The 16388-nt window shown below is 36.5% G+C and carries 10 protein-coding genes; 8 read left to right on the top strand and 2 right to left on the bottom strand.

Translation table 11 applies throughout. The features are described from left to right. Positions 1-104 precede the first annotated feature (104 nt). Together AAEU33_RS13950 and AAEU33_RS13955 are read right to left on the bottom strand one after the other, a co-directional pair. A complete protein-coding gene (locus AAEU33_RS13950) occupies positions 105-1376 on the bottom strand; it encodes a pyridoxal phosphate-dependent aminotransferase family protein (protein WP_345992781.1) in 1272 nt (423 codons plus the stop codon). Positions 1377-1456: 80 nt separating this feature from the next. Further along, positions 1457-2494 (bottom strand): cysteine synthase family protein, encoded by a 1038-nt coding sequence (locus AAEU33_RS13955; RefSeq protein WP_273648147.1) that lies wholly within the window; start codon positions 2492-2494, stop codon positions 1457-1459. Between the two features lie 224 nt (positions 2495-2718). On the opposite strand from AAEU33_RS13955, the gene AAEU33_RS13960 reads away from it, so the two are divergent. From AAEU33_RS13960 to AAEU33_RS13995, 8 genes are all read left to right on the top strand, one after another. Next, positions 2719-6204, top strand: a complete 3486-nt coding sequence (locus tag AAEU33_RS13960) for a DUF2723 domain-containing protein (protein WP_345988129.1) — start codon at positions 2719-2721, stop codon at positions 6202-6204. 177 nt (positions 6205-6381) lie between these two features. Then, positions 6382-9867, top strand: coding sequence for a DUF2723 domain-containing protein (locus tag AAEU33_RS13965; RefSeq protein ID WP_345988131.1), 3486 nt, complete (start codon positions 6382-6384; stop codon positions 9865-9867). A gap of 99 nt (positions 9868-9966) precedes the next feature. Next, on the top strand, positions 9967-11451 hold the full coding sequence (locus AAEU33_RS13970) for a hypothetical protein (RefSeq protein WP_345988132.1): 1485 nt from the start codon (positions 9967-9969) through the stop codon (positions 11449-11451). 60 nt (positions 11452-11511) lie between these two features. Continuing rightward, the gene (locus AAEU33_RS13975) at positions 11512-12042 is read left to right on the top strand and encodes a DUF1697 domain-containing protein (protein ID WP_345988134.1); all 531 of its coding nucleotides are present in this window, start codon (positions 11512-11514) and stop codon (positions 12040-12042) included. Positions 12043-12156: 114 nt separating this feature from the next. Further along, positions 12157-12966: a 3-deoxy-8-phosphooctulonate synthase gene (gene kdsA / locus AAEU33_RS13980; protein WP_345988136.1), complete on the top strand. Its 810-nt coding sequence runs from the start codon at positions 12157-12159 to the stop codon at positions 12964-12966. 44 nt (positions 12967-13010) lie between these two features. After that, positions 13011-15242 carry a TonB-dependent receptor plug domain-containing protein gene (locus tag AAEU33_RS13985; RefSeq protein ID WP_172282460.1) on the top strand — a complete coding sequence of 744 codons (2232 nt, stop codon included), beginning with the start codon at positions 13011-13013 and terminating at the stop codon, positions 15240-15242. A gap of 170 nt (positions 15243-15412) precedes the next feature. Next, positions 15413-15790, top strand: a complete 378-nt coding sequence (locus AAEU33_RS13990) for a hypothetical protein (RefSeq protein WP_345988137.1) — start codon at positions 15413-15415, stop codon at positions 15788-15790. Positions 15791-15902: 112 nt separating this feature from the next. Beyond that, a complete protein-coding gene (locus AAEU33_RS13995) occupies positions 15903-16376 on the top strand; it encodes a DUF3347 domain-containing protein (RefSeq protein WP_345988139.1) in 474 nt (157 codons plus the stop codon). Positions 16377-16388: the final 12 nt, after the last annotated feature.

Raw genomic sequence — 16388 nt, forward strand, 5'->3', positions numbered from 1 at the left:
AAATAATGACTTTTAAAAAATTAAAAGACAGATACTTACCACCCATTCAGAAGTGGATTATAGATAAAAAGGCCATTGTATTTCAAATGGCCTTTTGTATTGTTTTAAATTTCTTTAAACTGAACGTTGTTCTCCTTCAGATAATTATCAGCTTGCTCCTTATAATGACCACCCACCAGTTTATCGTGAATAGCTTCAAAGGCAGCTAATGTTTCATTGATCTCAGCATCTGTATGAGACGCTGTTGGAATCAATCTTAGTAATATCATTCCTTTAGGAATTACCGGGTAAACAACTACAGATGTGAAAATTCCGTAAATTTCTCTTAAATCTTTAACCAAAAGAGTTGCTTCTACCGGTGTTCCCTGCATCATTACTGGCGTTACACAAGTATTACTGTCTCCAATGTTGAAACCTCTTTCTTTAAGACCGTTTTGCAGTTTATAGGTATTTTCCCAAAGTTTAGCTTTAATTTCAGGTCTTGTTCTTAAAAGCTCTAATCTTTTAAGCCCTCCGATAACCATTGGCATCGTCAGGGATTTTGCAAATATCTGTGATCTTAAGTTGAATTTTAAGTATCTGATGATTTCTTTATCTCCGGCAATGAAAGCTCCGAAACCTGCCATTGACTTAGCGAAAGTAGAGAAATATACATCGATTTTATCCTGACATCCTTGTTCTTCACCAGCTCCGGCTCCTGTTTTTCCAAGAGTTCCGAATCCATGAGCGTCATCTACAAGAAGTCTGAAGTTATATTTTGATTTCAGGTCACAGATTTCTTTAAGCTTCCCCTGCTGACCTCTCATTCCGAAAACCCCTTCTGTAATTACCAGAATACCACCACCGGTCTCTTCAGCTACTTTTGTTGCTCTCTGAAGGTTTTTTTCAAGACTTTCGATATCATTGTGTCTATAGGTAAATCTTTTTCCGGAGTGAAGTCTTACCCCGTCTACGATACATGCATGTGAATCTACATCATATACGATTACATCATTTCTGCTAACCAAAGCGTCAATGGTAGAAACCATTCCCTGGTAACCGAAATTTAATAAATAAGCAGATTCTTTCTGAACAAAATCAGCAAGCTCCTTTTCCAGTTGTAAATGCTGTTCTGTTTCCCCTGACATTGCTCTTGCTCCCATTGGATAAAACATCCCGTATTCAGCAGCGGCTTTTGCATCGGCTTCCAAAACTTCAGGATGATTACATAATCCTAAATAATCGTTAGCACTCCAGAAAATGACTTCTCTTCCCTGAAACTGCATTCTAGGTCCGATTGGCCCTTCAAGTCTCGGGAAAATAAAATAGCCTTCTCCATAATCTGCAAATTGTCCAAGAGGTCCTGGATTTTCTTTTATTCTTTCAAAAATATCCAACATTTTATAAGTGATTTTATTTAATTAAAAAAAGCCTTTTGTGATCTACAAAAAAGGCTTGATTTGTATGGTAATTATTTCTATTTGATGAATTCTGTCTTGAAAACTTCATCGTAGTTGTGAACACAATTGTTTACAAAACCTTGTTCCGCCATCCATTTGTCGCTGTATACCTTGGTAATGTATCTTGATCCGTGATCAGGATAAATTAATACAACCAGGTCATCTTTTGAAAATTCGTTAGATTGGGCATATTGTATAAGCGCCTGGGTAACAGCTCCGGTCGTATAACCTCCCATGATCGCCTCTTTCAGAGCTATTTCACGGGTTCTGTAGGCAGACATTTCATCATTCACTCTTACAAACTGGTCTACTTTATCAAAAAGTAAGGCGGCAGGAATAAGATTTTTTCCCATTCCTTCAATCTGATAGGGGTGAACATCTTCTTTATGGATTTCTCCGGTTTCATGATAACTTTTCAGAATAGATCCGTCTGCATCTACTCCTATTATTTTGATATTCGGATTCTTTTCCTTTAAAAATTTTGCTGACCCGGATAAAGTTCCCCCGGTTCCTGTACATGCAAAAAGATGTGTGATTTTTCCTTCTGTCTGCTCCCATATTTCCGGTCCGGTAGTCTGGTAATGGGCATCAATATTCAACTCATTAAAGTATTGGTTGATATAAACAGAATTAGGTGTTTCAGAAGCCACTCTTTTGGCAACCTCATAATAGGATCGGGGATCATTCGCAGGTACGTTAGCAGGGCAAACATACACTACCGCTCCAAGAGCTTTAAGATAGGCAATCTTTTCAGGTTTTGTTTTGTCACTTACAGCAAGAATGCATTTATACCCTTTGATAATGCAAACCATTGCAAGAGAGAATCCTGTATTCCCTGAGGTGGTCTCTACAATTACAGAATCTTCTTTTAATAAACCTTTTTTCTCAGCGTTTTCTATAATGTGAAGTGCGATTCTATCTTTAGTGGAATGTCCAGGATTATATGATTCTAACTTGGCATAAACAGTTGCAGGAATATCTTTCGTTACAGTATTTAGCTTCACCATAGGAGTGTTTCCTATTAGGCCAAGGATATTATCGTAAACATTACTCATTATTTGCTATTTTTCAATAAAAATCTGAGGGCAAAAATACAAAAAAATAAATAATTTCTAAACTTTTGTTTGATTTCTAAGCTGTCATTACTTAAATCGATATTTTTCCTTCCTCAATGGTTACAGACTTATTAACGCAAATACCACACCAGTATTTTAAAAATTTGTTAAAATCGATATAAAATCATATAAAAGCCCTATTTTCGCGTAATTGATTTTATACTATGAAAAACTGGACTTTTAGGCAATGGAACACCGTTTTAGGATGGGTGATTTTCGTCATTGCATTTTTCACGTACTTATCAACGATAGAACCCAAGCTGAGTTTTTGGGACTGTGGTGAGTACATATCTTCTGCAGTAAAATTAGAGGTAACGCACGCTCCCGGGGCTGCTTTATTCCAGATTGTGGGCGCTGTAGCGGCCATTTTTGCATTAGGAAAAGGCGAAAATTATTCTATCGTAATCAATGCAATGTCTGCTACGTTCAGTGCTTTTACGATCTTGTTTTTATTCTGGACCATTACGCATTTTGTAAGACGATTACTGAATAAAGATTTTGAAGAAGTAACCAAACATCAGGAAATTTCGATTCTTTTTGCCGGTGTGATAGGCGCGTTGTGTTTTACATTTTCCGATACTTTTTGGTTTTCAGCGGTTGAAGGAGAAGTGTATTCTATGGCTTCAATGTTTATTGCGCTTTTGGTATGGCTGATCACCAAATGGGAAAATGAGTATAACACTTCGGACAATGAAAGATGGATCATTCTTATTTTCTTTATCGTTGGACTTTCAGTAGGTGTACACATGATGTGTATGTTATCTCTTCCCGCAATCTGCCTGGTATACTACGCCAGAAACTATAAGTTCACGTGGAAAAATTTTATCTGGGCAAATCTGATCACGTTGGGGATTCTGATTATTGTATTTAAAATTATCTTCCCACTCATCATGACGATGTTTGGTAAACTAGAGATATTCTTCGTCAATGGTTTGGGACTTCCTTTCCATTCAGGAACAATTGCGGCTTTTATTCTTATGGTAGCAATATGCTATTTCATGATTAAATATGCGAGAAGGACGAGAAAGAATATTTATCAGACCGTAGCATTATCAATTGTTTATATGGTAATCGGCTTCTCATGTTGGATGGTCATTCCAATCAGAGCTAACGCAAACCCTCCAATGAACCTGAATGATCCCGATACGGCTATCGGTATGCTCGATTATTATAACAGAGAACAATATGGAGACTGGCCGACAATTTACGGGCAAAACTATACCGCTTTCCTTGATGCCAACGGAATTGAGAAAAATGAAGACGGAAGTTTTAAAACGAAGAAGACAGGCGACATTTATGAAAAGGATGAAAAAACAGGAACCTATAGAAAGACAGGAGAGCGTTTTAACTATGTTTTCAGTAAGTCCCAGGTAAGTTTAATGCCGAGAATGTTCAATGAGGACAAATCGGTGATGGCGAACTACATTTCAATGTATGGGGCTCCTGATTTTACCTTCAATTATGGAAATGAAGATGTGGCAGATAATCCTCAGGCAAAAGAGATCTTCAATGAATTGAGAAAGAAATACGAAGATAAAACGATTACGGCAGCAGATTACCTGAAAGTAAAGCCATACGATCTTATTAATGTTCAGAAGCCTTCTCTGGCTCAGAATATGGATTACTTCATTACTTTTCAGAACGGATATTACTTTGTAAGATACCTGATGTGGAATTTTGTAGGGAGACAGAATGACCTTGAGGGGAATATGGAAAATACAAAAGGAAACTGGATTTCCGGATTTTCTTTTATAGATAATGCCATGTGGGGAAATCAGGATAAGATGCCTGCTAAATTTAAAAATGAAAGTACGGTTGCCTTTTTCTTCTTACCCCTTATTTTAGGATTAATCGGATTCTTCTTCCAGCTTAACAGAGATTTTGGAAGATTCTATGCTATATTATCATTATTCGTTATTACCAGCGTTGGAATTATTTTCTATACAGGTGTAAAACCATTTGAACCTAGGGAGAGGGATTATGCGATGGTAGGCTCATTCTATGCTTTTGCTATATGGATAGGTTTAGGAGCGGGTGCTATTTTATGGTTCTTACAGTCTAAAGTAAAGTCCGGTGCAGCGAATATTGTTGCGGGAGTGATTTTACTGGGTATACCTTTTATGATGGGATTCCAGAACTATAATGTACATGACAGAAGTAACCGGTATACAGCATATGATTATTCTTATTCCGTATTAAAATCATTGCCAAAAGAGGATATTTTATTTGTATACGGTGATAATGATACATATCCGGTTTGGGCGATTCAGGAAACCGAAAATTTCCGTGATGATGTAAAAGTGGTCAACTTTACTTTGCTATCAACACCATGGAACATTGACCAGGTAAAGAGAAAAACCTATAATGCCAATGCTATTCCTAGCCAGTTAACTCACGAAGACTACAGGGATGGTGTGAATGATCAGATCTACCTGATGAAAAAAGAAGACTGGCAGAATATCTTCAATAACCTTCAGGAACAAGGAGCCTCTTCTACGGAATTCCAGGCTTTTAGAAAGTATCTTACCCAGGATTCCATTACTTTAAAAGAAGCAATCAATTTCATCAAAATGAAATCCCCTGAAAAGGATGAAATTCTTAAAATGATCTTTGGAGAGGCACGTTATGAAAAATACAACTTCTTACCGGTGAGTAAATTTATTTTACCTGTCAACAAGGAGAATGCTTTAAAAGCAGGGATTATCAATCCAAGTGATCTTCCTAATACTGTTAATCAGATTATGATCGATTATAAAGCCAATACTCTTTATAAGAACAACCTGATGATGTTTGATATTCTGGCTAATTTTGATTGGAAAAGACCGATTAACTTCTCCTCAGGCGGAGTATATGACAGCGAAAATATTTTCTATCTGGATGATTATTTGCAGTTGGATGGTTTTAGCTACCGACTGATTCCTATTCATACGCCACCTAGCAGCGATGGAGATATGGGAAGAGTAGACGCCAACTCTCTGTACAATGTGGTGAAAAACTTCAAATGGGGTAATTTTAAAGACTTAAATGCTCATTTTGATGAAACCGCAACTTCCAATATCATCAGCTATAGAAGTGCAGCGAGCAGAGCAGCGGCAGCCCTTTCTTTAAAAGGTGAAAAAGCTAAAGCGATCGAGTTACTGGACCTTGCTGCTAAGGAAATTCCGGTAGAAAAATACAATGATCCTCGCTCATTAAGTTCAATTGTGTACGGATATATTGTAGCAGGACAGGAACAAAAAGGATTGAAACTGGCAGAAGTTCTTAAGAAAGGGATATTCGAAGAATATGATTACTATTTAAGCCTTAGCCCTGGTGATCAGAGATACCTGAGAAGACAAATGGGAGCTAAACCTATGGAATATTCTCTTGTGGTTTCTGCTGTAACTACAGCTTACAACGCTATTGGGCAGAAAGATAAAGCATACGACTACCTTGTGAAATCTATTGAGCCTATTGATAAAAAGTTCAATGTGTTCATCAAAGATCTTCAGCAAATGGGTAAAGAAAAAGCGATGAATGAATCTGAAAATGTACAAAGAATCACTCCGTTCTATCAGTACTTATTTGATATTATGGAACCTTTTGATTCTACTTATTCCAAAGAAAAAGAGCATCAGATTACAACAGCGATTATGAAAGCGACCCAATAAAATACTTTCAAAACATAATTAAAAACGGAACTTCGGTTCCGTTTTTTTTTGCTTTGGATGTAATAAAATTAAGTGGTTAAATGTCTTACAGAGAATAGCTATATTATTAAAGATATCACTGGAAAATAATCCTTGACCGCTTAATAATTTGTAGGCAAAGATAAACTGATATATTATATGAAAAACTGGACTTTCAGGCAATGGAACACCGTTTTAGGATGGGTGATTTTCGTCATTGCATTTTTCACGTACTTATCAACGATAGAACCCAAGCTGAGTTTTTGGGACTGTGGTGAGTACATATCTTCTGCAGTAAAATTAGAAGTAACGCACGCTCCCGGGGCTGCTTTATTCCAGATTGTGGGCGCTGTAGCGGCCATTTTTGCATTAGGAAAAGGCGAAAATTATTCTATCGTAATCAATGCAATGTCTGCTACGTTCAGTGCTTTTACAATCTTATTTTTATTCTGGACCATTACGCATTTTGTAAGACGATTACTTAATAAAGATTTTGAAGAAGTAACCAAACATCAGGAAATTTCGATTCTTTTTGCCGGTGTGATAGGCGCATTGTGTTTTACATTTTCCGATACTTTCTGGTTTTCGGCGGTTGAAGGAGAAGTGTATTCCATGGCTTCGATGTTTATTGCGCTTTTGGTATGGCTGATCACCAAATGGGAAAATGAGTATAACACTTCGGACAATGAAAGATGGGTCATTCTTATTTTCTTTATCGTTGGACTTTCAGTAGGTGTACACATGATGTGTATGCTATCTCTTCCCGCAATCTGCCTGGTATACTACGCCAGAAACTATAAGTTCACGTGGAAAAATTTCATCTGGGCAAATCTGATCACGTTGGGGATTCTGATTATTGTATTTAAAATTATCTTCCCACTCATCATGACGATGTTTGGTAAACTAGAGATATTCTTCGTCAATGGTTTGGGACTTCCTTTCCATTCAGGAACAATTGCGGCTTTTATTCTTATGGTAGCAATATGCTATTTCATGATTAAATATGCGAGAAAAAGTAAAAAAAGCATTTATCAGACCGTAGCATTATCAATTGTTTATATGGTAATCGGCTTCTCATGTTGGATGGTCATTCCAATCAGAGCTAACGCAAACCCTCCAATGAACCTGAATGATCCCGATACGGCTATCGGTATGCTCGATTATTATAACAGAGAACAATATGGAGACTGGCCGACAATTTACGGGCAAAACTATACCGCTTTCCTTGATGCCAACGGAATTGAGAAAAATGAAGACGGAAGCTTTAAAACCAAGAAGACCGGCGACATTTATGAAAAGGATGAAAAAACAGGAACCTATAGAAAGACAGGAGAACGTTTTAACTATGTTTTCAGCAAGTCCCAGGTAAGTTTAATGCCGAGAATGTTCAATGAGGACAAATCGGTGATGGCGAACTACATTTCAATGTATGGGGCTCCTGATTTTACCTTCAATTATGGAAATGAAGATGTGGCAGATAATCCTCAGGCAAAAGAGATCTTCAATGAACTGAGAAAGAAATACGAAGATAAAACGATTACGGCAGCAGATTATCTGAAAGTAAAGCCATACGATCTTATTAATGTTCAGAAGCCTTCTCTGGCTCAGAATATGGATTACTTTATTACTTTCCAGAACGGATATTACTTTGTAAGATACCTGATGTGGAATTTTGTAGGAAGGCAAAACGACAGAGAAGGACATATGGAAAGTACCAATGGAAATTGGATTTCCGGATTTTCTTTTATAGATAATGCAATGTGGGGAAATCAGGATAAGATGCCTGCTAAATTTAAAAATGAAAGCACGGTTGCTTTTTTCTTCTTACCCCTTATTTTAGGATTAATCGGATTCTTTTTCCAGCTTAACAGGGATTTTGGGAGGTTTTATGCATTGCTGTCATTGTTTATTCTCACAGGTGCCGGAATTGTTTTTTATACGGGAGTAAAACCTTTTGAGGTTAGAGAAAGAGATTATGCGATGGTAGGCTCATTCTATGCTTTTGCTATATGGATAGGTTTAGGAGCGGGTGCTATTTTATGGTTCTTACAATCTAAAGTAAAGTCCGGTGCAGCGAATATTGTTGCGGGAGTGATTTTACTGGGTATACCTTTTATGATGGGATTTCAGAATTATAATACGCATGACCGTAGCCGTAAATCAGCAGCACACGATTATGCCTACTCATTTCTGAAGTCTTTGCCCAAAGAGGATATTATATTTCTTTATGGAGATAATGATACCTTTCCGGTTTGGGCGATTCAGGAAACCGAAAATTTCCGTGATGATGTAAAAACAGTCAACTTTACATTGCTTGCTACTCCCTGGTACTGTGATCAGGTAAAGAGAAAAACCTATAACGCCAATCCAATCCCTGGGGAACTTACGCGTGAGGATTATAAAGATGGTGTGAACGATCAGGTTTACATTATGAAAAAAGAAGACTGGCAGAATATTTTTGAAAATCTTAAAGAACATGGAGCGCCTGAAACGGAATTTCAGGCTTTTAGAAAATATCTTACCCAGGATTCCATGACTCTAAAAGAAGCAATCAGTTTCATCAAAATGAAATCTCCTGAAAAGGATGAAATTCTTAAAATGATTTTCGGAGAGGCACATTACGAGAAATACAACTTCTTACCGGTGAGTAAATTTATTTTACCTGTCAACAAGGAAAATGCTTTAAAAGCAGGGATTATCAATCCAAGTGATCTTCCAAATACTGTCAATCAGATTATGATCGATTATAAAGCGAATACTCTTTTTAAGGGAAACCTTATGATGTTCGATATTTTTGCCAATTTTGATTGGAAAAGACCGATTAATTTCTCCTCAGGTGGGATTTATGAAAGTGAAAATATTTTCTATCTGGATGATTATTTACAATTTGATGGTTTCAGTTACCGATTGGTTCCTATTCATACACCACCTAGCAGCGATGGAGATATGGGAAGGGTAGACGCCAACTCTCTATACAATGTGGTTAAAAACTTTAAATGGGGTAATTTTAAAGATCTTACCAACCATTATGATGAAACTGCAACATCCAATATTATATATTACAGATCAACAGTCAGCAGAGCTGTAGGAGCTTTATCATCCGCCGGACAAAAAAATAAGGCAATTGAATTGTTAGATCTTGCCGCAAAAGAGATCCCGACGGAGAAATACAATGATCCTCGCTCTTTAAGCTCAATTGTGTACGGATATATTGTAGCTGGACAGGAACAAAAAGGATTAAAACTGGCAGAAGTTCTTAAGAAAGGAATATTTGAAGAATATGATTACTATTTAAGCCTTAGCCCTGGTGATCAGAGATACCTGAGAAGACAAATGGGAGCTAAACCTATGGAATATTCTCTTGTGGTTTCTGCTGTAACTTCTGCATACAAAGCTATTGGGCGGAAAGATAAAGCATATGATTATCTTGTGAAGTCGATAGAGCCTATAGATAAAAAGTTCAATGTATTCATTAAAGGCCTCCAGCAAATGGGTAAGGAAAAAGCGATGAATGAATCTGAAAATGTACAAAGAATCACTCCGTTCTATCAGTACTTATTTGATATTATGAAACCTTTTGATTCTACTTATTCCAAGGAAAAAGAACAGCAGATTACAACAGCAATTATGAAAGCGACCCAATAAAAGGCTTTCAAAACATACTTAAAACGGAACTTCGGTTCCGTTTTTTGTTATTGTATTCATAAATTTTTAAGGTTATATTTGTGGCATTAAAGAAGCACAATGTCTGAAAGAACAACTAAACTTCCAATCTATGCTGTAATTTTTACAGTGGTTTTTAAGCTCCTTTTCTTACTGACGCACCATATTCAGGAGGATGCATTCATCACCTGGCGGGTCGCACAGAATTTAATGGATTATGGAGTAATAGGGTTTAACGGAGATACAAAAATATCGGCATCTACAACGCACCTGTATGTTTTTGTTTCCTACCTGTTCAACCTTATTTTCGGTAAAGAATACTTTATTGAACCTCTTCTTATTTTCAACTCCATATTATTTACAATAGGAAGTTTATTCTTATCTCATCTGCTTTTAAAAAATCCATGGCATAAAGCTGTTTTTATTTTTCTGTTTGGAATTTTACCACCTTCAATAAAAATTTCAATTCTGGGAATGGAATACGGGCTTCTCTTCTTCCTTGAAATGGCTTTGCTGTATTATGGTTTTAAAAAGGAAAAGAAATGGGCATTTATTATACTTCCTATCCTTATTTTATTTACAAGAATTGATACTGTTATTTTTTTAGGTATTGTATTCCTGGTCGATATATTCTGGAATAAGAAAATACGATGGAGCTACATTTTTGGTGGAATACTGGGTATTTCCTTTGCCCTGGCGTTCAACTGGTTTTATTTTGGAGAATGGGTTAACAATACCATTGTTGCTAAAAAACTACTCTATGATAAGAATTTTACATTCGGGCAGGACGTGGAATATTTTATCTCTAACTACGGAAATTTCTGGGGAATGCTCAAATTACCCGGCGATTTTAATCCGTTTACAATTGTTGTGCTGCTTTTTGAGTTGGCCTGTTTTGTTTTTCTGGTCCGCCAAAGAGAAAAGAGGAATTATTTCTTATGGATGATTTTCATTTTTGGATGGGTGAAGCAACTGGTCTTTCTTTCTCAGAAAAGTTTATTCGACTGGTATTACTGGGTTCCTCAGATTTTACTTTTTGTCCCGGTCCTTATTTTTGTGCTAGAACAAAAGGTCAAAAGAGATCTATGGCTGTTTTTATTGATTATTATTTATATCGTTCCTATGATGATTTTCCAGACCATACATTCTATTGCAACGGGCAACGGAGAATGGAATTACAGAAGATCGATCGGAACTTCCTTAAACTTTTATGAAAAAGATAAAAATCAGTGGATCTTACTAGAACCAGCAGGATATGTACCTTATTTTTCTGGGTTGAAGACAATTGATGAAGTAGGTTTGGTAGACAAACAGATTCAGACCGAAATCAAGAAAGATAAAGCCAATTACTGGATCAACACCGTTAAAAACAGAAAACCCAAATATCTGCTTTCTTATAATGACTTATTTAAAGGAAAAGATGCGGAATATTATAAAGCTCACTACAGATTATTGGAAGAATTCAGGATAAAAGACCATCTAAAAAGTGAGAATACAATTCTGGAAAAGATTTATCGTCTTAAACCTTCCGGGACGGATTATAATTTGTACGTTAGGATAAGGTGATAGGTAGTTGCTCTCAACTTTGACCAACCTGTAATAATCAAACCTTAAAAAACTAAAACTATGAAATACTGTGCTTTTCTTCGAGGTGTGAATGTAAAAGGAACGAACATGAAAATGGCCGATGTTTGTAAAGTCTTTGAAAAAGCCGGAATGAAAAACGTAAGCTCTATTCTGGCTTCCGGAAATATTGTTTTTTCTTCCGATAAGAATGTGGCGGATCTTAAAAAAATTCTGGAAGCAGCAATGTCTGAACATTTTTCTTATGATGCTTTTCTTTTCATCAGGTCTGGTGCTGAAATTGAAAACTTCTGGAACGGAAATCCCTTTGAAAAAAACGAAGATTTCCATAGCTATACTTTTATAGGAAATGAAGGTGTAGAAACTATTTTAATGAAAGAATTTGAATTGTCTTCCAAAGCTGAAAATGAGAAGGGTGAGATTATCAATGATATTTTTTACTGGCAGGTTCCTAAGGGGAATACATTAGACTCCAGCTTTGGGAAAATTCTGGGAAAGAAAAGTATGAAAGACCAGTTTACCAGTAGAAATATTAATACTTTTGAGAAAATTCTTAAGAAGATGGAGTCTTAATATTATTAATGTTTTGGAAAAAGACCTTGGAATTCCAGTAATATTAAGGCTTTAAATAATTTCGGATTCTGAAACATTATAAGTATTTTTACTGAACTTTTTAATTATAATAAAATGATTCAGTATTTAGATAATATCCATCACAAAGATTCAAAAAACCTTTTTCTTACAGCAGGACCTTGTATCATCGAAGGCGAAGATATGGCATTGAGGATTGCTGAAAAAGTAATAGAAATTACCAACAAATATAATATACCGTATATTTTTAAAGGAAGCTTCAAGAAAGCCAACAGAAGTAGAGTAGATTCCTTTACTACGATCGGGGAAGAAAAGTCTCTTGAGATTCTAAAAAAAGTTGGGGAAACTTTTAATATTCCTACAACAACAGATATTCATGAAAATGAGCATGCAGCTTTGGCTGCCCAGTATGTAGATGTTTTACAGATTCCCGCATTTTTAGTCCGTCAGACGGATCTTTTGGTGGCAGCAGCGAAAACCGGAAAATGTGTGACCCTGAAAAAAGGACAGTTCCTGTCTCCGGAATCTATGAAATTCGCTGTTCAGAAAATAACAGATTCCGATAATCAGAAAGTAGCAATTATTGAAAGAGGGAATTCTTTCGGCTATACAGACCTTATCGTTGACTACAGAGGGATTCCTACTATGAGGCAATATGCCCCTGTTATTCTGGATGTTACCCATTCTTTACAACAGCCTAACCAGAATTCAGGAGTTACTGGAGGAAGACCAGACCTGATTGAAACAATTGCAAAAGCTGGAATTGCAGTAGGAGCGGATGGACTTTTCATAGAAACACATCCTACACCGGAAACGGCATTATCTGATGGAGCTAATATGTTAAGGCTGGATTTATTAGAAGATTTGTTACAAAAATTAACAAGAATTAGAGAATCGATTTTGTAATTGTTAAAAAATACTTAATTTTAGAAATTCTTAAAACATTTCTTTTGAAAAAACTAGTTTTACCGCTGAGCCTTATGGTTCCCATGTTAGTGTTCTCTCAGACAAAAAAGAAGGATACTGCAAAATACAGAGATATTGAGGAAGTTGTGTTCCAGAAAAAAGTCGTTGGTAAAACCAGTGATCTCAGTACTGTAAAAATCTCAGCCAAAGATGCTAAGAATGTTGCAAGTATTTCGGGAGGAATAGAAGGAATCCTGAAAACCTTACCTTCCGTAAACTCCAATACAGAGCTTTCTTCACAATATATGGTTCGTGGTGGAAACTATGATGAAAACCTTATCTATATTAATGATATTGAAATCTACAGGCCTTTTTTGATCAGAAACTCTCAACAGGAAGGGTTAAGTATCATCAATCCCGATATGGTTTCAACAGTTAATTTTTCTGCAGGAGGTTTTGAACCGCGATATGGAGATAAGATGTCCTCTGCGCTGAATATTTATTACCGGGAACCTGAGAAATTTGAACTGTCCGGGGAAGCAAGTTTGATCGGAGGCAGATTAACGACCGGTCTGGCTTCAAAAAATAAAAAGTTGACTGCTTTATTTTCCGGCCGGTACAGAAATACCAATCTGGTTCTGAATACCTTGAAAGAAGATACCAATTTTAATCCTACCTATTGGGATTTTCAATCGTATATCAATTATCATTTCAATCCTAAGCTTAGCCTTTCATTTGTAGGATATTATTCCAAGAATGATTATGAAATGATTCCTAAAGAAAGGAGTGTGGATTTCGGAACGCTCCAGAGACCTCTTAATCTGACTGTTTTTTATGCCGGAAAAGAAAATGACCAGTATAAAAACATGATGGGAACACTTTCGATGAATTTCAAGCCATCGGAAAAGTGGAGGTTTACATTAGATGCTTTTGCCTATCAAAACAGGGAGCGAGAATATTATTCTATTCAATCCCAATATATATTACAAACATTTGATCCGATCACCGGAGCACCTATAACGACCTATGATACTGGAGGACAGATAGACCATGCAAGGAATGATCTTTTCGTAAGAACCTACGGAGCCCAGTTCAGAGGACGTTTTTCTCCGAATGTGAATACTGATATCGAAGTAGGATTTAAATATGAAAAAGAAAACCTCAAGGATCTTACTAATGAATGGAAATTAATTGACTCTGCCGGCTATAGTATTCCAAGGCCTATAGATGATCCAAGATTCGGAACACCGGGAGATCTTAAATTATTATACAGAATAGCAGGGCAGAATGCTATTGAGCCAACACGATTATCAGCCTATGCGCAGTATTCCCAGAAATTTTATTGGGGAACCAATAAGGTTTTCATCAACGCCGGAGCAAGGGTTGCCCATTGGAGCTTTAATAATGAAACCATTTTCTCGCCCCGCGTTCAGTTTGCTGTAAAACCTGACTGGGATACGGATATGTTATTCAGGCTTTCGGGCGGGATATACTATCAGGCACCTTTTTACAAAGAGATTAAGGACCTGGACGGGAATTTCAATAACACCATCAAATCCCAGCGTTCCATACAGCTGATTCTGGCAAATGATTATGAGTTCCAGATGTATGATCGTCCGTTTAAATTGACTACAGAAGCTTATTATAAAAAGATGGATGATCTTATTCCATACTACATGGATAATGTAAGGATCCGTTATTCAGGGAAAAATAATGCTTCCGGATATGCCTATGGACTTGATGCCAGGTTATTCGGAGAATTTGTTCCCGGAATTGATTCATGGCTGTCTGCAAGTTATGCGAGGGTGTATGAAAATATCGATGGGAGAGGGAATATTCCCCGACCTACTGATCAGAGGTTAAGATTTGCGATGTTCTATCAGGATTATATGCCTCAATTTCCTTCAATGAGAGTGAATCTTACTTTAACCTATGCAATGGGATTACCGACAGGATCGCCGATCATATTGGATCAGAATGGTGCACCGGACGTGAATGCCCCGTATAGATATCAGAGTACCTTACCGTCTTATAAAAGAGTGGATATAGGACTATCCAAAGTATTCATTGATTCAAAAGATAAAAAACAGACATATGGTTTCTGGGGCAATTTTGAGGAGCTTACTTTAGGAGTACAGGTATTCAATGCATTTAACATCCGGAATACGGTAGCCAATCAATGGATTACCGACGCGAATACTAATCTGATGTATCCGGTACCGGTACGTCTGACAGGAAGATTTTTCAATGTAAAACTTGAATTTAAGCTTAAATAAGATTTTCCCTGAGATGACCGTCTGATCATTAAAAACGGTTAATCTGAAATAGATAACATATAAAAAAGCTTCTGAAATCTTCAGAAGCTTTTTATTTCACGAATTTTATAACAACGTTACATAATTTTATAACAACAAAATCAAAGATATTTTTACCTTTGCTTCAACATATGAAAAAGATTCTGGCCATAGTGTTTTCTATTTTCTACTTCGGATTTTCTTCCGGAGCTGTTTTTAGGGTGCATTATTGTATGGAAGAGCTGGTTTCTGTAAGCCGAAAAACCGACGACATATGCTCTAAATGTGGTATTAAGTCCAAAAAGGACTGCTGCAAGACAGAAATTAAGGTTTTAAAAGTTGATGATTCGCAAAAGTCAGATTTTTTGAAAATCAAATTACTCAAAGCGATTCCAAGGCTTCAAAGTGACGAAACTTTTTATGCAGACCGATCTTTTTCAGCTGAAAAATTTTCTCAAACCACTGTCAATCCACCACCTGATAGGAGATCAGTTCCTATTTTTATTGAACATTGTAATTTCAGAATTTAAAATTTAATCTTTCGTCCAATGGTTTTTATTGGATGAACAAAGATGATTATCACCATCTGTGATATTCCAGGACCTTATTAATATTAAAATTTTCAATTCTAAATTTAAAACAATGAAAAAGTATATCATTACAGCAGTACTTTCTATATTCTCAGTACTGTCTTTATCTGCACAGTCACAATCCAACCCTCAGGTTTCAAAATTATACCAGGATTATATTTCTGTTAAAACAGCTTTAACAACGGACGATGCTGATAAAACATCAAAAGCCGCCGCAGAATTCGTTAAGACAGCTGCTGCAATAGATCCTAAAGTTATTTCATCAACTCATTTGTCTGCCCTGAAAAAGAATGCCGGTACTATTTCCGGAACCAAAAGTATAGATACCCAAAGAGAGGCCTTTCTGAATCTTTCAAAAGATATGATCGCGCTGACAAAGCAGTTCAAACTATCCGGAAAACCTGTTTTTGTAATGTATTGTCCTATGGCTGACGGAAGCTGGCTAAGTAATGAAAAGCAGGTTGTAAATCCTTACTACGGAAGTAAAATGCTTTCATGTGGGAGTGTGAAGTCGGAAATTAAATAAAAGTTATAACTG

This window comes from Chryseobacterium sp. Chry.R1, from assembly GCF_039645525.1.
Taxonomy (GTDB): Bacteria; Bacteroidota; Bacteroidia; order Flavobacteriales; family Weeksellaceae; genus Chryseobacterium; species Chryseobacterium proteolyticum.